Source organism: Dactylosporangium sp. NPDC050688, from assembly GCF_040654515.1.
In the GTDB taxonomy this organism is placed as follows: Bacteria; Actinomycetota; Actinomycetes; order Mycobacteriales; family Micromonosporaceae; genus Dactylosporangium.
In genome coordinates, this window is sequence record NZ_JBFAIC010000046.1 from 63,930 (window position 1) to 84,407 (window position 20,478).

General features: G+C 72.1%; 22 protein-coding genes. 14 read left to right on the forward strand and 8 right to left on the reverse strand.

The window, feature by feature from the left end; translation table 11 throughout:
* Positions 1–2 precede the first annotated feature (2 nt).
* On the forward strand, positions 3–1,052 hold the full coding sequence (gene thrC, locus AB0H83_RS34070; protein ID WP_360102290.1) for a threonine synthase: 1,050 nt from the start codon (positions 3–5) through the stop codon (positions 1,050–1,052).
* A 254-nt stretch (positions 1,053–1,306) separates the two neighbouring features.
* Here the strand turns inward: thrC and AB0H83_RS34075 are convergent, their stop codons facing one another.
* The 3 genes from AB0H83_RS34075 to AB0H83_RS34085 are packed head-to-tail and all read right to left on the reverse strand — an operon-like array spanning position 1,307 to position 3,602.
* Complete coding sequence (locus AB0H83_RS34075) at positions 1,307–1,513, reverse strand: hypothetical protein (protein ID WP_360102292.1); 207 nt, start codon at positions 1,511–1,513, stop codon at positions 1,307–1,309.
* A gap of 11 nt (positions 1,514–1,524) precedes the next feature.
* Positions 1,525–2,376 carry an SPFH domain-containing protein gene (locus AB0H83_RS34080; protein ID WP_360102294.1) on the reverse strand — a complete coding sequence of 284 codons (852 nt, stop codon included), beginning with the start codon at positions 2,374–2,376 and terminating at the stop codon, positions 1,525–1,527.
* A 29-nt stretch (positions 2,377–2,405) separates the two neighbouring features.
* Complete coding sequence (locus tag AB0H83_RS34085) at positions 2,406–3,602, reverse strand: MFS transporter (protein ID WP_360102296.1); 1,197 nt, start codon at positions 3,600–3,602, stop codon at positions 2,406–2,408.
* Between the two features lie 47 nt (positions 3,603–3,649).
* On the opposite strand from AB0H83_RS34085, the gene thrB reads away from it, so the two are divergent.
* The 3 genes from thrB to AB0H83_RS34100 all read left to right on the forward strand — a co-directional run bounded on the left by thrB (position 3,650) and on the right by AB0H83_RS34100 (position 7,297).
* Positions 3,650–4,591, forward strand: coding sequence for a homoserine kinase (thrB, locus tag AB0H83_RS34090; RefSeq protein WP_360102348.1), 942 nt, complete (start codon positions 3,650–3,652; stop codon positions 4,589–4,591).
* A gap of 288 nt (positions 4,592–4,879) precedes the next feature.
* Entirely contained in the window at positions 4,880–7,009 is a 2,130-nt protein-coding gene (rho, locus tag AB0H83_RS34095) for a transcription termination factor Rho (protein WP_360102298.1), read from the forward strand.
* Positions 7,010–7,087: 78 nt separating this feature from the next.
* The gene (locus tag AB0H83_RS34100) at positions 7,088–7,297 is read left to right on the forward strand and encodes a DUF2945 domain-containing protein (protein ID WP_360102300.1); all 210 of its coding nucleotides are present in this window, start codon (positions 7,088–7,090) and stop codon (positions 7,295–7,297) included.
* On the opposite strand, the gene AB0H83_RS34105 is transcribed toward AB0H83_RS34100, so the two are convergent.
* Together AB0H83_RS34105 and AB0H83_RS34110 are read right to left on the reverse strand one after the other, a co-directional pair.
* On the reverse strand, positions 7,294–8,190 hold the full coding sequence (locus AB0H83_RS34105; protein ID WP_360102302.1) for an AAA family ATPase: 897 nt from the start codon (positions 8,188–8,190) through the stop codon (positions 7,294–7,296). The genes AB0H83_RS34100 and AB0H83_RS34105 overlap by 4 nt on opposite strands.
* On the reverse strand, positions 8,190–9,251 hold the full coding sequence (locus tag AB0H83_RS34110; protein WP_360102304.1) for an RNA ligase: 1,062 nt from the start codon (positions 9,249–9,251) through the stop codon (positions 8,190–8,192). Before AB0H83_RS34110 ends, AB0H83_RS34105 begins: the two co-directional genes overlap by 1 nt.
* A 321-nt stretch (positions 9,252–9,572) precedes the next feature.
* On the opposite strand from AB0H83_RS34110, the gene rpmE reads away from it, so the two are divergent.
* The 3 genes from rpmE (at position 9,573) to AB0H83_RS34125 (ending at position 11,357) form a co-directional block, all read left to right on the forward strand.
* The gene (gene rpmE, locus AB0H83_RS34115; protein ID WP_033362335.1) at positions 9,573–9,806 is read left to right on the forward strand and encodes a 50S ribosomal protein L31; all 234 of its coding nucleotides are present in this window, start codon (positions 9,573–9,575) and stop codon (positions 9,804–9,806) included.
* A 109-nt stretch (positions 9,807–9,915) separates the two neighbouring features.
* Complete coding sequence (prfA, locus tag AB0H83_RS34120; RefSeq protein WP_360102307.1) at positions 9,916–11,022, forward strand: peptide chain release factor 1; 1,107 nt, start codon at positions 9,916–9,918, stop codon at positions 11,020–11,022.
* Between the two features lie 128 nt (positions 11,023–11,150).
* Positions 11,151–11,357 (forward strand): hypothetical protein, encoded by a 207-nt coding sequence (locus AB0H83_RS34125; RefSeq protein WP_156089879.1) that lies wholly within the window; start codon positions 11,151–11,153, stop codon positions 11,355–11,357.
* 205 nt (positions 11,358–11,562) lie between these two features.
* Here the strand turns inward: AB0H83_RS34125 and AB0H83_RS34130 are convergent, their stop codons facing one another.
* Complete coding sequence (locus tag AB0H83_RS34130) at positions 11,563–13,101, reverse strand: GGDEF domain-containing protein (protein WP_360102309.1); 1,539 nt, start codon at positions 13,099–13,101, stop codon at positions 11,563–11,565.
* Positions 13,102–13,156: 55 nt separating this feature from the next.
* Between AB0H83_RS34130 and prmC the strand changes: the two genes are divergently transcribed.
* From prmC to AB0H83_RS34145, 3 genes are all read left to right on the forward strand, one after another.
* Positions 13,157–14,014 carry a peptide chain release factor N(5)-glutamine methyltransferase gene (prmC, locus tag AB0H83_RS34135; protein ID WP_360102350.1) on the forward strand — a complete coding sequence of 286 codons (858 nt, stop codon included), beginning with the start codon at positions 13,157–13,159 and terminating at the stop codon, positions 14,012–14,014.
* Between the two features lie 7 nt (positions 14,015–14,021).
* Positions 14,022–14,660, forward strand: a complete 639-nt coding sequence (locus AB0H83_RS34140) for an L-threonylcarbamoyladenylate synthase (RefSeq protein ID WP_360102352.1) — start codon at positions 14,022–14,024, stop codon at positions 14,658–14,660.
* Positions 14,661–14,778: 118 nt separating this feature from the next.
* A complete protein-coding gene (locus AB0H83_RS34145; RefSeq protein ID WP_360102354.1) occupies positions 14,779–15,393 on the forward strand; it encodes a phosphotyrosine protein phosphatase in 615 nt (204 codons plus the stop codon).
* 129 nt (positions 15,394–15,522) lie between these two features.
* Here the strand turns inward: AB0H83_RS34145 and AB0H83_RS34150 are convergent, their stop codons facing one another.
* Positions 15,523–17,010, reverse strand: a complete 1,488-nt coding sequence (locus AB0H83_RS34150) for an SDR family oxidoreductase (protein ID WP_360102311.1) — start codon at positions 17,008–17,010, stop codon at positions 15,523–15,525.
* 43 nt (positions 17,011–17,053) lie between these two features.
* Here AB0H83_RS34150 and glyA point away from each other — a divergent pair, with 43 nt between their 5' ends.
* Positions 17,054–18,304 carry a serine hydroxymethyltransferase gene (gene glyA / locus AB0H83_RS34155; protein ID WP_360102313.1) on the forward strand — a complete coding sequence of 417 codons (1,251 nt, stop codon included), beginning with the start codon at positions 17,054–17,056 and terminating at the stop codon, positions 18,302–18,304.
* Positions 18,301–18,699, forward strand: a complete 399-nt coding sequence (locus tag AB0H83_RS34160; RefSeq protein WP_360102315.1) for a hypothetical protein — start codon at positions 18,301–18,303, stop codon at positions 18,697–18,699. Before glyA ends, AB0H83_RS34160 begins: the two co-directional genes overlap by 4 nt.
* Here AB0H83_RS34160 and AB0H83_RS34165 read toward each other — a convergent pair.
* A complete protein-coding gene (locus AB0H83_RS34165; RefSeq protein ID WP_360102317.1) occupies positions 18,696–19,175 on the reverse strand; it encodes a hypothetical protein in 480 nt (159 codons plus the stop codon). The genes AB0H83_RS34160 and AB0H83_RS34165 overlap by 4 nt on opposite strands.
* A gap of 215 nt (positions 19,176–19,390) precedes the next feature.
* Here AB0H83_RS34165 and AB0H83_RS34170 point away from each other — a divergent pair, with 215 nt between their 5' ends.
* Both AB0H83_RS34170 and atpB read left to right on the forward strand, forming a co-directional pair.
* A complete protein-coding gene (locus AB0H83_RS34170) occupies positions 19,391–19,606 on the forward strand; it encodes an AtpZ/AtpI family protein (RefSeq protein WP_360102319.1) in 216 nt (71 codons plus the stop codon).
* A 32-nt stretch (positions 19,607–19,638) separates the two neighbouring features.
* Positions 19,639–20,409, forward strand: a complete 771-nt coding sequence (gene atpB / locus AB0H83_RS34175; protein ID WP_360102356.1) for a F0F1 ATP synthase subunit A — start codon at positions 19,639–19,641, stop codon at positions 20,407–20,409.
* Positions 20,410–20,478 lie beyond the last annotated feature (69 nt).

Sequence of the window (20,478 nt, forward strand, 5' to 3'; positions counted from 1 at the left end):
CCATGTGGCGTGGATTGATCGAAGAGTTCCGGGACCGCTTACCCGTCGGGCCGCAGACCCCGGTGGTGACCCTGCACGAGGGCAACACGCCCCTGCTGCCGGCGCCGGAGCTGTCCTCGCGGACCGGCTGCGACGTGTACCTCAAGGTCGAGGGCGCCAACCCGACCGGCTCGTTCAAGGACCGCGGCATGACCGTCGCGGTCTCCAAGGCCGTCGAGGAGGGCGCCAAGGCGATCATCTGCGCCTCGACCGGCAACACGTCGGCCTCCGCGGCCGCGTACGCCGCCCGCGCCGGCATCACCTGCGCCGTCCTCGTCCCCACCGGCAAGATCGCCCTCGGCAAGCTGGCCCAGGCCCTCGTGCACGGCGCCCGCCTCCTGCAGGTCTCCGGCAACTTCGACGACTGCCTCGCGCTGGCCTCGAAGCTCTCCCTCGACTTCCCGGTCTCCCTGGTCAACTCGGTCAACCCCGACCGCCTCCAGGGCCAGAAGACGGCCGCCTTCGAGATCGTCGCCGGCCTCGGCGACGCCCCGCACATCCACTGCCTCCCGGTCGGCAACGCCGGCAACATCAGCGCCTACTGGATGGGCTACCAGGAGGACTTCGCCGCCGGCAACGCCACCCGCCGCCCGCGCATGTTCGGCTTCCAGGCCTCCGGCGCCGCCCCGATCGTCAACGGCGCCGTCGTGCGCGAGCCCTCGACGATCGCCACCGCCATCCGCATCGGCAACCCGGCCAGCTGGACCAAGGCCGTCGACGCCCGCGACGAGTCCGGCGGCGTCATCCAGGCCGTGACCGACCGCGACATCCTGCAGGCGTACCGGCTGCTGGCCCGCTCCGTCGGCGTCTTCGTCGAGCTGGGCAGCGCCGCCTCCGTCGCGGGCCTGCTGCAGGCGAGCGCCCAGGGCCTCGTCGAGCACGGCCAGACGGTCGTCTGCACGGTCACCGGCCACGGCCTGAAGGACCCCGAGTGGGCCATCTCGACCGCCCCGGCCCCCACGACGATCCCCGCCGACCCCCTCGCCGCCGCGAAGGCCCTCGACCTGGCCTGATCATTGTTCTGGCTCGGGTCCGCGGCGGTCCGGACCGTCGCTCCCGCCAGCCACCGGTCGGGCCTTGACGGCCCTCCCTGCCAGGTCCGCGGATAGTTGCGGACCGCGGCCGTGGCCGGCCGCGACGCGGCCTGGCGGCCGCGACCAAACCCCGTGGCCGAACTCGTCATGGGCTGGACCTGGGGCCAGTTTGACCTTGGAAGCTTTGGCACGCCAGAACGTGTCAACCCTTCCAAGGTCAACAAGTCCTGGCATCAGTCCGGGTCGTCGGGGTCGTCGGGGTCGTCGGGGGCGGTGGGGGTAGCGGAGGGGCGGGGGGCGCGGCCGGTCTGGCGGAGGGCGAGTCGCAGGGCGAACTCGATCTGCGCGTTGACGCTGCGCAGGTCGTCGGCGGCCCAGCGGGCGACCGCGTCGTAGACCTGCGGGTCCAGGCGCAGGAGCAGCTTCTTGCGTTCGGCCACGAGGGGGATCCTCAGCTGTACAGCGAGCCGGTGTTGACGACCGGCTGGACGTTGCGGTCGCCGCAGAGCACGACGAGCAGGTTGGCCACCATCTGGGCCTTGCGCTCCTCGTCCAGCTCGACGACCTCCAGCTCGCGCAGGCGGTCCAGGGCGCTCTGCACCATGCCGACGGCGCCCTCGACGATTTTGAAGCGGGCACCCACGATGGCGCTGGCCTGCTGGCGGGCGAGCATGGCCTGGGCGATCTCCGGGGCGTACGCGAGATGGGTGATCCGCGACTCCAGCACCTCGACGCCGGCCAGGGCGGCCCGCTCGGACAGCTCGGTGGTGAGCTCCTCGCTGACGACGGTGCCCTCGCGGAGGCTGGTGCGGCCGTCGTCGTGGGCCTCGTACGGGTAGCTGGTGGCCAGATGCCGCACGGCCGCCTCGGCCTGGACGGCGACGTAGGAGATGTGGTCGTCGACGCCGAAGGAGGCCTTGAACGTGTCGACGACCCGCCAGACGACGACGGCGGCGATCTCGACCGGGTTGCCGTCGGCGTCGGAAACTTTCAAGCGGGCGGTCTCGAAGTTCCGCACCCGCAGCGAGACCCGGCGCTTCGAGCTGAACGGCACGGTCCAGTGGAAGCCGGCGGTCTGGATGGTGCCGACATACCGGCCGAAGAACTGCACGACCCGCGACTCGTTCGGGTTGACGACGGTGAACCCGGTCATCAGCAGCGCGGCCACGACGACCGCGATGGCGCTCACGCCGCCGGCGGTCTCCTCGGGCTGCCCGGCCACGGCGGCGACGACCCCGCCGACCAGGGCCAGCAGGATGAGCAGGATCAGGAACCCGGGTGCGCGGAACGCTCGTCTCTCCATGACATCCTCCAGCTATCGAAGTGATATCACTACGATACCGCACGATGCAGCCGCCGGGTGACCGCCGCCCAGCCGACCGCGTAGACGAGCGTCACAGCGCCGCACACGGCGATCAGCAGCCGCGGGTCGACGCGGTCGACGAAGCCGCCGACGATCAGCTGCGACACCCCGACCGACAGCAGCGCGAGCATGACGTCGGTGGCGAAGACCCGCCCCCGCAGCGCGTCGGGCACCTCGGTCTGCAGCGCGAAGTTGGACATCATCCAGTTGCCGCCGGCGGCCAGGTGCGCCACGACGACGCCGGCGAGCACGAGCGGGAACCAGGGGGCGGTGCTGACGGCGAGGTAGGTCAGGCCGTACACCGACATCGACACCGCGAGGCCCGGCAGCAGCCACGACGGGTGGGTCAGCACCCGTCGCAGCACGAACGGGCCGATGAGCGCGCCCAGCCCGCGCGCCGCGAAGAGCAGGCCCACGCCGAGGGGGCCGACCCCGTACACCGCGGCCAGCAGCGGGAAGGTGGTCAGCACGCCGTTGCCCAGACCGACCGCCGCCTTGACCGTGACCAGCGAGGCGACCCGCGGGTGCCGGCGGATGTAGCGCACCGCCTCGCCGACCTCCGGCTTCACCGCCGCGATCGCGGCCTGCAGCGGGCGGTGGACGCGGGCCACCTGCACCGCGGACAGGAAGCACAGCGCGCTGGAGACGCCGAAGCACCAGTACGGGCCGACCAGCGCCGACGCGACCCCGCCGAGCGACGCGCCGACGACCAGCATCGTGCCCCACGCCGAGCCCGACAGGGCGTTGGCCGCCGGCAGGTCCTCGGCGTCGACCACGTTGGGCAGGGCGGCGGAGGCGGCCGGCACGAAGAACGCCTTCGCCACCGCGATCACCGCGATCGCGGCCACCGCGGCCCCGGCCGCCGCCGCGGTGCGCACCAGCAGCAGCGCGAGGGTCGCCACGGCCATCGCGAGCTCGGCGGTGATCAGGATCCGGCGGCGGTCGAACCGGTCGGCGATCACCCCGGCGTACGGTTGCAGCAGCGCGATCACGCCGACGTCGGCGGCCAGGACCAGCGCGCCCCAGACCCCGGACCCGGTCAGCTGCAGCAGCAGCGACAGCAGCGGGATCTGCACGAACCAGTCGGCGCCGAGCCCGATCAGGTCGGCGGAGAAGAGGCGGCGGAAGTCGCGGTTGCGGACCAGAATCTGCAGTGTGGGCGGCACCGGCCCACCTTAGGCGGCGCATCGGGGAGCGTGATCTCATGAACGGCATGGCTCTGCAGTTCACTCCGGCGACCGTCCGTGTGCCCGCGACGAGCGCGAACCTCGGACCCGGCTTCGACGCGCTCGGGCTGGCGCTGTCGCTGCACGACGAGGTCGAGGCCCGCGTCACCGGCGGCAGGGTGACCGTCGAGGTGAGTGGCGAAGGCGCCGGTGACCTGCCCACCGACGGCAGCCACCTGGTCGTGCGGGCGATGACCCGCGTGTTCGACGAGCTGGGGGAGCACCCGGCCGGCCTCGCCCTGCGCTGCCGCAACCGCATCCCGCAGGCGCGCGGCCTGGGCTCCTCGTCGGCCGCGATCGTCGCCGGAGTGAGTCTCGCCCGCGCCCTCGTGACCGGCGGCGCGGAGCGGCTCGACGACGCCGGCCTGCTGCGCATCGCCGCCGAGCTCGAAGGGCATCCTGACAACGTGGCACCGTGCCTGCTGGGCGGCATGACCATCGCCTGGACCGAGGCGTCCGGTGCGGCGGCGGTACGGCTGGAGCCCGCCGACCTGATCCGCCCGTTCGTCTACGTGCCGCAGGAGCGAGGGCTGACCGAGGTGGCCCGGGCCGCGCTCCCGGCGACCGTGCCGCACGCGGACGCCGCGCTCAACGCCGGCCGGGCCGCGCTGCTCGTCCATGCGATCACCGTCGATCCGTCGCACCTGTTCGTGGCGACCGAGGACCGGCTGCACCAAGGATATCGGGCGCCGTCCATGCCCGGCAGTGCCGAGCTCGTCGCGTCGCTGCGGGCCGAGGGCGTCGCCGCCGTCATCTCCGGCGCAGGGCCGAGCGTCCTGGCCCTGACCTGCGGCGGCTGGGCGCCGTCGCCGCTGCCCGGCTGGCGGGTGCTGCCGCTCGACGTCGATCTGGTGGGTGCGCTCGCCGGGGTTGACCTGGAGTGGGGTACGCTGGAACACGCCGATCGGGACCCTGTTGCCGCTGGCTAGGCGAGTTGTTTACTCTCTAGTCCTACAGCAGCCGCTCCGTGCGGCGATCTCATGCGGGGCGGCGTGCTCCGATTTCCGTGGCACCCCTTGCGCACGCCCGGCCGCCAACCCGCGTCTCCAGTGATCGCGCGCGCACGGCTGGGCCAGGCCGCAGATGGTGGCGCCCGGCTCACCGCACAGCGCTGCAACACCTCCCGCTCCGCTGACGCAGCGAGGCAGGAGCCCCCGGGCCGCCCGGCCACCGTGTCTCGTCTCCGGGCATCCCGGCCTAACGAGGGAAGGAATCCATTGAGCGACACCACCGACGTCACGTCGGATGTCTCGAGCGACCGCGCCGCGGTCGAGGCCGACGGCGCCGAGGCCGGGGCGACGCGTCGGCGTCGCTCGGGCACCGGGCTGTCCGGCATGCTGCTGCCTGAGCTGCAGAGCCTGGCCGCCTCGTTGGGCATCTCCGGCACCGCGCGGATGCGCAAGGGCGAGCTCGTGACGGCGATCCAGGAGCGTCAGTCCGGCGACTCGCGCCCGGCCGCCGCCGCGGCACCGGCCCGGACCACCGCCCGGGCCGAGGCGCGCACCGAGGCGCCGGAGCAGGAGTGGCCGTCCGCCACGCAGGGCGCCGCCGAGGCGCCGGTCGCCCGTTCCCCTCGCCGGGCCACCCGGGCCGCCGGGCCGCCGGAGCCGCGCGCCGCCGCGGCAGCCGCTGCCCCGGCCGCCGAGGCGCACGCTGCCGAGCAGGCGCCCGCCGCGGTCGAGAAGTCCGCCGTGGTGGAGAAGTCCGCCGAGCCGGCGGGCGAGAAGCCGGCGGGCGAGAAGACCGAGCGTCCGGCCCGGGCCAGCCGCGCCGAGCGGGCCGCCGCCACCACCACCGAGCGGGCGGAGCGGACCGAGCGCGCCGAGCGCCCGGAGCGGGCAGAGCGCCCGGAGCGGGCAGAGCGCGCCGAGCGGACCGAGCGCGCCGCCGAGCGCGCCGCCGAGCGCGGCGAGCGGGCCGAGCGGACCGACAGGGCCGAGCGGACCGACAGGGCCGAGCGCAACGACCGCGGCGAGCGGGGCGCCGAGCGCGCCGACCGCAACACCGGCGACCGTGGCGACCGCGCCGGCGGCGACCGCAACCAGCGCGGCAACTTCAACCAGGCCGAGGACGACGGCGACGACGACGGCACCGGCCGTCGCGGGCGCCGCAGCCGGTTCCGCGACCGCCGCCGCGGCCGTGACCGCGACGGCGACCAGCTGCAGCCCGCGGGTGCCGCCGCCCGGGGCGGCAACGAGCCGCAGGTCAGCGACGACGACGTCCTGGTGCCGGTCGCCGGCATCCTCGACGTGCTCGACAACTACGCGTTCGTGCGCACCACCGGCTACCTGTCCGGCTCCAACGACGTGTATGTCGCGATGTCGCAGGTCAAGCGGTATGGGCTGCGCCGCGGCGACGCCGTGACCGGTGCCGTGCGGCAGCCGCGCGACGGCGAGCAGCGGCGCGACAAGTACAACCCGCTCGTGCGTCTCGACACGGTCAACGGCATGGATCCGGAGGAGGCCAAGCGCCGCCCCGAGTTCTACAAGCTGACCCCGCTCTACCCGCAGGACCGCCTGCGGCTGGAGACCGAGCCGCACATCCTGACCACCCGCGTCATCGACCTCGTCATGCCGATCGGCAAGGGGCAGCGGGCGCTCATCGTGTCGCCGCCGAAGGCCGGCAAGACGATGGTGCTGCAGTCGATCGCCAACGCGATCACCCGCAACAACCCCGAGTGCCACCTGATGGTCGTGCTGGTCGACGAGCGGCCCGAAGAGGTCACCGACATGCAGCGGTCGGTCAAGGGGGAGGTCATCGCCTCGACCTTCGACCGCCCGCCGACGGACCACGCCACGGTCGCGGAGCTGTCGATCGAGCGGGCCAAGCGGCTCGTCGAGCTGGGCCACGACGTGGTCGTGCTGCTCGACTCGATCACCCGGCTCGGCCGCGCGTACAACAACGCGTCGCCCGCCTCCGGCCGCATCCTGTCCGGTGGTATCGACTCGACGGCGCTGTACCCGCCGAAGCGGTTCCTCGGCGCGGCCCGCAACATCGAGAACGGCGGCTCGCTGACGATCATCGCCACGGCGCTGGTCGAGACCGGCTCGACCGGTGACACGGTCATCTTCGAGGAGTTCAAGGGCACCGGCAACGCCGAGCTCAAGCTCGACCGGAAGATCGCCGACCGGCGCATCTTCCCGGCGATCGACATCGACCCGTCCGGCACCCGCAAGGAAGAGATCCTGCTGGCGCCCGACGAGCTCGCGATCGTCATCAAGCTGCGCAAGGTGCTGCACGCCCTCGACTCGCAGGAGGCGCTCAACCTGCTGCTGGACCGGCTGAAGAAGACCCGGACCAACGTCGAGTTCCTCATGCAGATCGCCCAGACCACACCGGGCGAGTAAGGCAGCCGCGAAAGCCCCCGTGGGACGTGTCCCGCGGGGGCTTTCGGGTACCCGGAGCCATATGCGACTGGAGACAAGGTGCGCTGGCGGTCGCACGGCAAGACCGTCAACGGCACCGTCGTACGCAGGATCACCGGCCGCACCGAGGCCGCCGGCCGGACCGAGGCCGCCGGCCGGACCGAGGCCGCCGGCCGGACCGTCGCGGCGAGCCGGGACGAGCCGCAGTTCGTGGTGAAGATCGACAAGACCGGCCGCGAGGCCGTCCACAAGCCCGAGGCGCTCAGCTAGAAGTTGCCCTCCGCGACCTGGAAGACGGTCAGGCCCAGGGCCCGCCACATCCGCACCACCTGCTGCCGGTCGTCGAAGACGCCGACCACGTGGTAGCGGCTGCGGATCTCCTTGTCGAAGATCTCCTGCTTCACGATGCTGTCGCGGCGCTGGTCGCCGGTGGCGCGCATGAACAGGCCCGTGTAGGGCACGCCCACGTGCTCCTCCAGCCAGGCCACCGTGTCGTCGCGGCAGTCGTCGGTACGGCCCGAGCAGAACACGATCTCGTGCCCCGCCGCGTGCATGGCCCGGACCGCCGCGATGACCGGCACGTTCGGCAGGTCGAAGCGGACCCGGCTGACGTCGTACGGACTGCGGCCGTCGATCAGCGCGACCGTGCCGTCGATGTCGACGAGCACGACCCGGGGCGCGTCCGGCGGCGGCTCGTACGTGACACCAACGGTGTCGAGCACCGGCAGCGGCAGCGGCAGAGCGCGGCCGGCCAGGTACCGCTGATGCATCGACCGGATCGCCTCCTCGCCGACGTGGCCGTCGCCCTCGCGCAGCGCGTCGCGCCGGACGCACTCGTCGACCGGCACGTCGGTGAAGTCGCGCACCACGAACGACGCGCCGTGCTTCGCGGCCAGCTCGGCGAGCTCGCGCACCACCCGGCCGCGCAGGTTCGTGTCGTCGCAGACCACGTCGGCGCCGCCGAGCAGCAGCGCGTCGATCGCCGCGTGGTGGGCCTGGGTGACCTCCCGCTCGGCCCGGCCGCGCAGCGCGTCGTCGGCGACCCGGCCGCCGTGCATCATGCGGCGTAGGTCGTCGCGGTTCACCCGGACCAGCCCCTGCTCCTTGGCCCAGGTGGTCTTGCCCGACGCCGGCAGACCCCGGGTGATGGTCAGCGACGCCATCAGCTCTCCTCCTCCGTCGCCTTGGGCCGGACCCGCTGCCACAGCAGGCCCCGGTAGTCCCGGTCGTCCAGCCGCAGGAACAGCATGCTGCGCGCCGGGTGCCTCGCGATCGCCATGGCGAACTCCTTACGGCCCCAGCCGTCCTGCAGCGACGCGACCGTCGTCTCGTACGCGGCCTCGACCTCCGCGGCGAGCGCCGCCGCCTCCGCGCGCAGCCCGTCGGCGATCTTCGTGGCCCACGCGTGGAACTCGTCGGGCAGCGGCTCCAGCAGCGCGTCGAGGGTGCCGTCGCCGACCGCCTCCCACACGACCCGGGCGTTGAGCCCGGTGACGATCCGGTGCAGCCGCACGTACTCCGAATACTTGATCTTCAGTCTGGTGTCAGGGACGGTGAAGTGCACGACGAGCCCCTCGCGGTTGTCCCGCGGCGGTGCGGCGAGCGCGTCGGCGAGCGTCGGGTGCCCGAACGTGTCGACGACCGGGCCGGGCCAGCCGGGCACCGCCTCCGGGCCGTGGCTGCGGCCGGTGGCGATGTCGACCGCGCCGAGCAGCACGAGGTCGTCGAGGCCGTCGTAGTCCAGCACGATCCGGTTCGCCGGGTAGATGATCTCCACGAGCACCGTGCGGCCGGCGGGCGGCGTGAAGCGCGACGCGTACCGCTCGCGGAACACCGCCGTCGCGTGCCGCGCCTGCTCCGAGTCGAACGAGCCGCGGGTCGCGAACGCCCAGCCGTCCGGCGTCGGGTACATGATGCCCAGCGAGCCGTCGGCCTTGTCGGTGACCCGCACCGGCCCGTCGAAGTCCATCTCGGGCACGCCCGGCTGGCCGTGGTTGAAGAACTTCGTGAACGGCCGGGCCAGCACCTCGCCGGTCTCGGCGTGCACGATCAGCCCCCGGCACGCCAGTGTCGCGGCGTTCCAGACGTTCTCGTACTGCGCCTTCTCGGAGTAGTTGTGGATCAGCAGGGGCAGCGAGGGGTGGCGCTGGGTGCGCAGGTATCCGCCGCGGGCCATCTCGGCCAGCAGCGCCGGGTCACACAGTGCGTCGATGTGCAGGCTCATAGCACGGGTCAGGGTAGGTGAGCCGCGCTCGCGAACGCGACGGCAATATGGGGCAGCGGCCGGCGCCGCCGGGACGACGCCCCCGGCTTGCAGCGTGGTGGCGTTCGTCACCACAGCCGCGGCGGTTGTTCCCGGTGGACCGCCGCCGTGGGCCGCTCGCGGCGCGGACCTGGACGCCGGGAATGCCCGCCCCCTCCCGGGCGTTGCAGACACCGGTTGAGGTGCCGTGACCCGCTCATGGCAGACTTGACCGACGGCCATCCCGGTTCCGGTTCACGCCTCACGGCGACCCGGCGACCACTTGACGAAAGGACCGCGGCCATGAAGCCGGACATCCACCCGCAGTACGTGACCACCGAGGTCACCTGTTCCTGCGGTAACGCTTTCACCACCCGCAGCACCGCCAAGGGCGGCACGATCCACGTGGAGACGTGCTCCGTCTGCCACCCGTTCTACACGGGCAAGCAGCGCGTCCTCGACACCGCCGGCCGGGTCGCGAAGTTCCAGCAGAAGTACGCGAAGGCTGCGGCCAAGAAGGCCGAAACCGCCAAGTAGCTGCACGTCCGGCGCCCGCACCACCCCGTCGCGCGGGGTCCGGTGCGGGCGCCGACTCCGTTCCTGGCCGTTTTCTTCCTTTTGGTTTCTTCCTTTTGGGGCGCGAGACATGAGCACCGACACCTCCTCCGGGCAGCGCCTGCAGAGCCTGCTCGCCGAATACCAGGAGCTCGAGCAGAAGCTCGCCGACCCGGGCATCCACGCCGACCAGGCCCTGGCCCGCAAGACCGGCCGGCGCTTCGCCGAGCTGTCGCCGATCGCGAAGATGGCCGGCGAGCTCGACGCCACGCGCGAGGACCTCGCGGCCGCGCGCGAGCTGGCCGCCGAGGACCCGGCGTTCACCGGGGAGGCCGACGACCTGGAGGCGCGTATCCCGCACCTGGAGGAGCGCCTCGCCGAGCTGCTCGCCCCGCGCGACCCCAACGACGCCAAGGACATCATCCTGGAGATCAAGGCCGGCGAGGGCGGCGAGGAGTCCGCGCTGTTCGCCGGCGACCTGCTGCGCATGTACCTGCGGTACGCCGAACGCCACGGCTGGCAGACCGAGCTGCTCGACTCGCAGGAGTCCGACCTCGGCGGCTTCAAGGACGTCGCCGTGTCGATCAAGACCAAGGGCATCCCCGAGGCCGGCAACGGCGTCTGGTCCCGGCTCAAGTGGGAGGGCGGCGTGCACCGCGTGCAGCGGGTGCCGGCCACCGAGTCCCAGGGCCGCATCCACACCAGCGCCGCCGGCGTCCTGGTCACCCCCGAGATCGAGGAGGCCGGCGAGATCGAGGTCGACGCCGGCGACCTGCGCATCGACGTCTTCCGCTCCTCCGGCCCCGGCGGGCAGAGCGTCAACACGACCGACTCGGCGGTCCGCATCACCCACCTGCCGACCGGCATCGTCGTGTCCTGCCAGAACGAGCGCTCCCAGCTGCAGAACAAGGACCGCGCGATGCGCATGCTCAAGGTCAAGCTGGCCGCCCTCGCCGAGGAGCAGGCGGCGGCCGCGGCCGGCGACGCCCGCCGTTCGCAGGTGCGCACGGTCGACCGGTCCGAGCGGATCCGGACGTACAACTATCCGCAGAATCGGATCTCCGACCATCGGATCGGTTACACGGCGTACAACCTCGACCTGGCCATGGCCGGTGACCTCGACGGCGTCCTGGACGCCCTGGCAGACGCCGACCGCAAGGCCCGCCTCGCGGGTGACGACCAGCTCAGCCGAGGGTGACGCGGGTCTAACTCAGACGTCACATAGCGGAAACGATGCACGGGCAGGCTGAAGTCAGGTAGCGTTTCGACCCGAACGAGCTTACCGATCGTGATCACGCTGCCGACCCGATCAACCGGAGGGACGCCATGCCATCGTCGCCCGTCGACCTGTCCGCAGCTCCTCGCGTCGTGGTCGGCACAGCCGCCGACCTCATCTACAAGGTCGGACTGTCGATGCTGGGCGCCGATCGCGTCCCCACCGCCAAGGCCAACGCGTGGGCCGCGGTCTGCGCCGACCAGGAGCGTGCCCGCATCCGCGAGGAGAACGCCCGCATCCTGCACTCCGTGCGCTGACTGTCCTTCCGCCGCCGCTCGTGTCGCTTCACGGCGCGGGCATTGCTGCCCCGGTTCGAGCGGGAACGAAGCGGTCCTGACCACGTCGTTCACCGGAGCCTTGATGTACGGCCTCCGGATACCCAGCTCCCCCGCACAAGTCCGAAATATCGGACTTGTGCGGTCCGGCGTGCGGGAACGGTACAGTGTCGGCCGTCGCCGGCGCCTACGAGGCCGCTCGAGGCCTGGGGGTCTTGGCGCGCAGCATCGCGTGGTCGGCGGCCTCGAAGGCCTCGGCGACCGTCTGGAAGTCCTCGCCCGACAGGCCGGCCCAGCCGATCGTGACGCCGACCGGGGTGCCGGGGACCAGGGCGTGCCAGTCCTCGGCGGCAACGGCGGCCACGATGCGGCGCTGGATCTCGCGGGCCTCGGCGGCCGAGGTGGTGGGCAGGACGACGACGAACTCGTCGCCGCCGTAGCGGGCCACGAAGTCACCCTTGCGCATGACACGGTTGAGCACGCCGGCGACGCGTTGCAGGACGAGGTCGCCGGAGAGGTGCCCGTGCCGAGTGTTGACCTGCTTGAAGCCGTCCAGGTCGCAGACGCCGAGGACGGCGTGGCCGCCGGCGGAGACCAGCTTGGTGACGTGCTCCTCCAGGTACCGGCGGTTGGGCAGGCCGGTCAGCGGGTCGGTCTGCGCCTCGCCGCGGTGGAAGTCGACCCGGCGGACCAGGTCCTCGTGGTCCAGCAGCGCGGCGACCCCCTCGACGAAGAGGTCGCGCAGGCGGTCCGAGTGGCTGTTGGCGACCCGGAAGGCGTTGCGGTCGGCGTGGTACGCGGTCCGGTAGTCGCCGGTGCCCAGGTGGGCGAGCGCACGCAGGCGGTGCTGCTCGGCGGCGCCGAGGGAGTCGTCGCTGACGTGGGCGGTCTCCAGGCGGGCGACGGCCTCGATCGGGCGGCGCTCGGCGATCGCCTTGCATACGGCGCCGAGGGTCCGCAGGTCCCGGGCGCGGGTGGACATGCCGGCGGACTCCAGCAGCGGCCACGGGTCGACGTCGGTGACGAGGCCCTGGATGCCGAGGGTGCCCAGGCGCAGCACCGCATACCCGAGGGCGCCGCGGGCGATCGGGCGCAGCCTGTCGAGGTCGTTGTCCTTGTGCTTGCGCTCCAGGTCCATGACGACGTCACGCAGGATGCGCTGGCAGCCCTCGCTGTCGCCGCGATGGTCGAGCTCGACCGCGTGCAGCAGGCGGATCTGCGGGGTGGCGAAGTCGGTGTTGGCGGTCTCCACGCCCACCTCGGCGGCGACCTCGCGGGCCTTTTCCATCGCTGCGTTCGCGTGGTCGTGGAAGCCGGTGTACGAATACGCCATCGCCAGGTTGTGCCAGCCCCACGCGGTGGCCTCGTCGGTCAGCTCGACGGCGCCGAGCGCGCGGGAGCCGTGCACCAGCGCGCGCACGCAACGGTCGAGGGAGCCGGCGCGCAGGGCGACGATCGCGGCGAGGGCCTGCAGCTCACCGTACTGCGCGGGATCCTGCACCTGGCGGGCGGCCGCGAGCGCCGTGTCGAGGGCGGCGGGATAGTCCTCGGCCCGGCCCAGGTTGATCAGTGCGATGAGCCGAAGCGTGAGCGCCTCGACGCGGTCGTGCGGCGACTGGTCACCGTCGAGGACACGGTCGATGACCGTCATCGCCTCACCGAGCCGGTCGTCAAAGATCAGTCGCCGGGCGCGGGTCAGCTCCGACGTGCGGTCTGCCACCGCCATCGGGCCCTCCTTTCGCGCGCCCCATGATTATGGGGTGCACAGCACCGAAGATGACATGCCCGGACCACAGTTGCCCACGCTTTCGGCGGTGATCACGGCCGCGGCCCGGGTCCTTCACGGTGCCGGGGTGGCCTCGCCGAGGGTCGACGCGGAGCTGCTGGCCGCGCACGTGCTGGGGGTGCCCAGGTCACGCCTGCTCACCGCGCCGCCGCCGGACCCGCGGCAGCGGGCCGAGCTCGACGCGCTCGTCACGCGCCGCGCGGCACGGATTCCGTTGCAGCACCTGACGGGGACGGCGCCGTTCCACGGGCACGAGATCGCGGTCGGTCCAGGGGTCTTCGTCCCACGGTTCGAGACGGAGCTGCTCGTAGAGTGGGCGGCTGTGGTCGTACACCAGCGGAGAACGAGGATCGTGGACCTCTGCGGCGGCTCCGGAGCGATCGCGATCGCCCTGTGGCGTGAGGGCTCCGAGGTGTACTGCGTGGAGCGCGACCCTGCCGCGCTGCGCTGGCTGCGGCGCAACGTGGAGCGCCTGGCGCCGGACGTCCGGGTGGTCGAGGGCGACGTGACCGACCCGGCCACCCTGCGCGAGCTCGACGGGACGGTCGACCTGGTGGTGAGCAACCCGCCGTACGTGCCCGAGGGTGCGCCGGTCGACGTCGAGGTGGCCGCGCACGACCCGCACGACGCCGTGTTCGCCGGCGCCGACGGTCTCGCGCTCATGCCGGGCCTCGTCGGCCGGGCCGCGGCCCTGCTGCGCCCCGGCGGGTGGCTGGGCATCGAACATGACGACAGCCAGGGCGAGTCGCTGCCGGCGCTGATCCGCGGCACGTCCCGCTTCACCGGCGTGACCGACCACCGGGATCTGGCCGGGCGCCCGCGCTTCGTCACCGCCAGGCGAGTGGCAGACTAGCCGCGTGATGCTCTACGACTGCAGCCAGCTTGCCGAGCGCGATCGCGGGATCGCCGCCGCGATCGAGGCGGTGGGCCGCGGCGACCTGGTCGTCCTGCCGACCGACACGGTCTACGGCATCGGCGCCGACGCGTTCAAGTCCTGGTCCGTCACCGCGCTCAACAACGCCAAGGGCAGCACCGCCCCGGTGCCGGTGCTGGTCGGGTCCCGGCACACCCTCGACGGCCTGGTCTTCGGCCTGCCGCAGGCGGCCCGCGACCTCGTCGACGCCTTCTGGCCGGGCGCGCTGACGATCGTCGTGGAGCACGCGCCAAGCCTGCAGTGGGACCTCGGCGGCGGCGACGGCACGGTCGCGGTGCGCATGCCGCTGCACCCGATCGCGCTGGAGGTGCTGCGCGAGACCGGCCCGATGGCCGTCTCGTCGGCCAACAAGCAGGGCCAGCCGGCGGCCGAAACCGCCGCCGAGGCCCGTGACCAGCTCGGGTACTCGGTGAGCGTCTACCTGGAGGGCGGCCCGTGCCCGGAGCCGGTCGCCAGCACGATCATCTCGGTGACCAACAGCGAGCACCGCGTCCTGCGCGCCGGCGCCATCCCGATCGAGAAGCTGCGCGAGGTCGTGCCCGGCCTCATCGGCCTCGACGACTGACTGACGGCGTCTTCACTGACGGCGGCTGGCGGCTTGACGGTTGGCCTACCCCGGCCGGGCGCCGGCCTTCTCCGGCGTCGGCCTTCGATGACTGATGGAGGCTCTGATGACTGACGGCTTGGCGCCGTTCAGCATCCTGTGCGTCTGCATGGGCAACATCTGCCGCTCGCCGATGGCCGAGCGGCTGCTCGTCGCCGACCTGGTGGCCCTTGGCGCGCAGCCCGACCTGGTCTACGTCCACGGCGCCGGCACCGGCGGCTGGCACGCCGGCGAGCCGATGGACCCGCAGGCCGCCCGCCAGGTCCTCGCCCGCGGCGGCGACACGGCCGGCTTCCGCGCCCGCAAGCTGCTGGCCGAGCACGTCGACGCGTCGGATCTGGTACTGACCGCGACCGCCGAACAGGTCGACTTCGTCGTGTCGCTGCGCCCTGACGCGGCGGCTCGCACGTTCGTGTGGGGCCAGTTCGCCCGCCTGCTGCCGACGGTGACCGCCGAGCTGCCGGCTGGGTCCGCCGGCCTGCCGCCGGCCGGGCGTGACGCCGACTCGGTGTACGCGCGCGGGGTCGCCCTGGTCGACCTGGTCGACAAGGCGCGCGCCGAGGCGGGCGACGAACCCCGCGACGAAGACGACCTCGCGGACCCGTGGGGGCGCCCCGACGACGTGTTCGGCGTCGTCGCCGACCAGATCCAGGCGCTCACCAGACCCCTGAGTGCCGCCCTGCTCAGCCGTTGACCGGTGCCACGGCCCGTCAGCGGCGACGGCCAGCCGCAACCTGCGCGCGAGCACGTGAGACCGCGAGCACGTGAAGCCGGCGGCGACCAGCCACGGCGCCACCCGGCGCGTCCAGCCGTAGGGATGCCGTCAGCCGCTCACCGTCTCCGCTGACAGGGCGGCAGGGACGCGCTCCGCGGAGCGGGCGATGTTCCGGGCCATACCGCCGAAGATGAACGCGTGGAAAGGCGCCACCGCCAGCCAGTACAGGTGCCCGGCCAGGCCGCGGGGCAGGAAGACGGCGCGTTGCTCGTACACCGTGTGGCCGTGCTCGTCGAGGGTGGCCCGCATCTCCAGCCAGGCCTGCCCCGGCAGTTTCATCTCGGCGCGCAGGCGCAGCAGCGAGCCCGGCACGATCTCCTCGACCCGCCAGAAGTCCAGCGCCTCTCCCACGTAGAGGCGGTGCGGGTCGCGGCGGCCGCGGCGCAGGCCGACGCCGCCGGCCAGGCGGTCCAGCCAGCCGCGGACGGACCAGGCGAGGGGGAAGGAGTGCCAGCCGTTCTGGCCGCCGATCGCCTCGATGACCCGCCACAGGAGCTCCGGCGGGGCGTCGACGGCTCGGGTGCGGTCGTCGCGGTACACCGAGCCGCCCGACCACGCGGGATCGGTCGGTAGCGGGTCGCTGGGCGCGCCGGGCAGGACCGCGTTGGCCCAGCGGGTCTCCACGTCGGCGTCGCGGATCTTGCGCAGGGCGAGCTGGACGGCGAGGTCGAAGCCGGTGAGGCCGTCGTGCGGGTCGGGCACGTACTGCGCGATGTCATGCTCGTGGCAGACCGCCTCGTGGATGAGGCTGCCGACGAGCGGGCGGGCGATGCGGTTCGGCACCGGCGTGACCAGGCCGACCCAGTGCGACGAGAGCCAAGGCGTCAGCAGCCGTACGGGCAGCAGGACCCGTCGGCGCAGGCCGGCGACGCGGGCGTAACGGTGCATCATGTCGGCGTACGTGAGCACGTCGGGGCCGCCGATGTCGAAGGCCCGGTTGAGCTGCACGGGGAAGACGGTGGCGGCGGCGACCAGGTACCGCAGGACGTCGCGGATCGCGATCGGCTGGATGCGGTTGCGCACCCAGCTTGGTGTGACCATGACGGGCAGCCGTTCGGTGAGGTACCGCAGCATCTCGAACGACGCGGAGCCCGAGCCGATGATGACGGCGGCGCGCAGCACCACGGTCGGCACGCCGCTGCGCAGGAAGATGCCGGCGACCTCGCCGCGGGAGCGCAGGTGCGCCGAGGCGCGCTCGTCCGGGCTGGGGCCGCCGAGGTACACGATGCGCCCGACACCCGCGTCGAGCGCGGCGACGGCGAGGTTGAGCGCGCTGAGCCGGTCGATGTCCTCGAAGGCCGCCTGCCCGAGCGCGTGGACCAGGTAGTAGACGACGTCGACGTCGCGCATGGCGTCGGCCAGGCCCTCGTCGCGGGCGACGTCGCCGGTGGCGATCTCCACCTGGTGCGCCCACGGCACGTCCCGCAGCCGCCGAGGGTCGCGGGTCAGGCACCGCACCTCATGGCCCGCGGCGAGCAGGCGGGGCACCAGGCGCCCGCCGACGTATCCGGTCGCGCCGGTCACCAGGCATCGCATGACTTCATGCTTACCCTGCGCCGATGCACCCTAGACTCGTTTCATGGGCGATACGTACTGGGGGCCGGACTTCGACGCGCTCCGCGACACGGACCCACAGATCGCCGACGTCGTCCTTGACGAGCTGGAGCGCCTGCGCGGCGGGCTGCAGCTCATCGCCAGTGAGAACTTCACGTCGCCGGCGGTGCTCGCCGCGCTCGGCTCGACGCTGACCAACAAGTACGCCGAGGGGTACCCGGGCCGCCGCTACTACGGCGGGTGCGCCGCCGTCGACCGGGCCGAGGAGCTCGCGGTCGAGCGGGCCAAGTCGCTGTTCGGCGCCGAGCACGCCAACGTGCAGCCGCACAGCGGCGCGAGCGCCAACCTCGCCGCGTACGCGGCGCTGCTCATGCCGGGCGACACGGTCCTGGCGATGGAGCTGCCGCACGGCGGGCACCTGACCCACGGCAGCAAGGTCAACTTCTCCGGGAAGTGGTTCAACACCGTCGGTTACCCGGTGCGCCGCGACGACGAGCTGATCGACTACGACGAGGTGCGCGAGCTCGCCCTGACGCACCGGCCGGCGATGATCATCTGCGGGGCGACCGCGTACCCGCGGCCGATCGACTTCGCCCGCTTCCGGGCGATCGCCGACGAGGTCGGCGCGTATCTCATGGTCGACGCGGCGCACTTCATCGGCCTCGTCGCGGGCAAGGCGATCCCGTCGCCGGTCGAGCACGCCGACGTGGTCAGCTGCACGACGCACAAGGTGCTGCGCGGTCCCCGCGGCGGCATGCTGCTGTGCCGGGAGAGCCTCGCGCAGCGCATCGACAAGGCGGTCTTCCCGTTCACCCAGGGCGGCCCGCTCATGCACGCGGTCGCGGCGAAGGCGGTCGCGCTGCACGAGGCCGCGCAGCCGGCGTTCGCCGACTATGCCGGTCAGGTCGTGCGCAACGCCCGGGCGCTGGCGGCCGGGCTGCAGGAGCAGGGGATGCGCCCGGTGTCCGGCGGCACCGACACCCACCTCGCCCTGATCGACCTGCGCGGGCTGGGGATCACCGGCCGCGAGGCCGAGGAGCGCTGCGACGCCGCCGGGATCACGCTCAACAAGAACGCCATCCCGTACGACCCGGAGAAGCCGATGACCGCCTCCGGCGTGCGGGTCGGCACGCCGTCGGTGACGACGCAGGGGATGGGCGAGGCGGAGATGGCGCAGATCGCCGCGTTGATCGGCGCCGCGGTGCGCGGCGAGCCGGTCCGCGACCGGGTGACCGAGCTGGTCGGGCGGTTCCCGGCGTATCCTGCTCCATTGTGAAGAAGCGACTGCAGCACCTGCGCACCGCGTTGATCGCGATGGGCATCCTGCTCGTGGTCGTCGCGCCACTGGCCGGCTGGCGCGACGGCGCCGACGGCGCGCTCGGCGCACTCGCCGGCGTCGGCCTGGTGGCCTTGAGCTACACGCTGTCGAGCCTGGTCATCGCGGTGACCGACCTGCGGGCCCGGCACCTGCTCATGCCGGTGGCGCTCGGCACCTACATCCTGAAGTTCGCGATCATCGGCGTGGTCATGTGGTTCGTGGCGGGCACCGACTGGGGCGGGCTGCCCTGGCTGGGGGTGCTGGTGATCGCCGGGACCCTGGTGTGGGTCGCCGCGCAGGCCGTCTGGCTCTGGCGGGCCAAGATTCCGTACGTCGAGATCGAGCCCTCCTAGCAGGGGTTCCTGCGCTCGCCGCTGGTCTTCGACAGCGGGGTGCGGCGCCTGCCGTCGACGACCGACGCCTCGACCAGGGTGCGGAACGTGCCGCCCGCGCAGGCGGCGCCGACCCGCCGGGTCCTCGCCTCCGCGGACGCCTCCCGGGTCGTCTGGACCGAGCCGCTGGCGGACGTGTCCTTCGCCACTGTGGTCCAGGTTCCACCGTCGTTGCGCTGCAGGTGGACGGTGACGGTCAGGCTGTCGGGGCCGGGGGAGTCGCAGCGGAACTGGGCGGCGGCGACGATCCTGCCGTCCTTCGCCGCCGGTCGCTGCGGTGAAACCGAACACACGACGGGCCCGCCGCCGTCACCGCCGGCGTTACCTGAGGCGGTCCGCGGTGTGCCGCCGGTCCCGGTCTTGGTGACCACGATGGCGGCCAGAATCAAGAAAAACGCGATGACGGTGTTGCGCAAGGTCATCACTCCCGTACGCATTGTTATCCTTGGGGTTCAGCAAACCCTCTGGGAGTGACCGTGCGCAACATTCACTCACGCATCAGTCGTGTAATTGACGTCCGCCGAGTGATGGGCGTAGTAACGTTGACGGCCGTCGGTTGAAGGCAACCCGGCCCTGAGAGCAACCCCCGCGCGACGAGCACGCGGGGGTCGATGCACGGGTGCTCCCGGCAGGCTGATATGGTCACCGCGTCATGGCCGGTAACCAGACACCCAAGCAGTCCGGATCGAGTGGCGCCAACGAAGGTTGGGCCGCCGTCGGATACCTCATTTCGGGCATAGCCGTGTGGGGCTTCGTCGGCTGGCTGGTCGACGAGTGGCTCAACGCCGGAGGCATCGCCACGGCGATCGGGTGTGTGCTCGGCGCCGCTGGCGGCATCTACCTGGTCGTCAAGCGCCTTGGCGCCTGACGACCAGTTGAATTGATAACGAGAGGGACGTGGTGAGCGGTCTGGTTTTGGCGGAGACGCCTTTCCCGCCCAGCGTGGAAGACATCTTCCCTCCCCACCTCGGTGTGGAGTGGCTGACCAAGTTCAGCCTGTTCCTGTGGCTGGCCATGGCGCTGGTGCTCATCTACTTCCTGGTCTCCTACCGTGACCCCAAGATCGTGCCGACCAAGAAGCAGTGGCTCGCCGAGTCGATCTACGGGTTCGTGCGGGAAGGCGTCGCCAAGGACGTCATCGGCCACCATGGGCTGCGGTTCGCGCCATACCTCGCGTCGCTGTTCTGCTTCATCCTGGTCGGCAACGTCTTCTCGATCATCCCGTTCATCCAGGTCTCGCCGATGGCGCACATCTCGTTCCCGGCCGCCCTGGCGCTCTGCACCTACGGGCTGTACCTGTACCAGGGCGTCAAGAAGCACGGGTTCGCCGGCTACATCAAGCACGCCGTCTACCTGCCCGCCCCGTGGTACATGCAGTTCCTGCTGATCCCGATCGAGTTCCTGCAGGCCTTCATTCTCCAGCCGGTCACGCTCGCCCTGCGTCTGTTCGCCAACATGTTCGCCGGGCACATGCTGCTGCTGGTCTTCACGCTCGGCGGCTTCGCGCTGTTCAACGCGGACAGCCTGTTCCTCAAGCCGATCTCGCTGGTCTCGTGGGCGATGACCATCGGCCTCACCTTCTTCGAGCTGCTGATCGCGGCGCTGCAGGCCTATGTCTTCACGCTGCTGACGGCCAACTACCTGGCGGGCGTCCTCGCCGACGAGCACTGAGCCGCACCCCCCGCTTCGGAATCGACAGCGAACGCACCACCCTTTTTCAGTTGTCCCGCGTGAACGTCA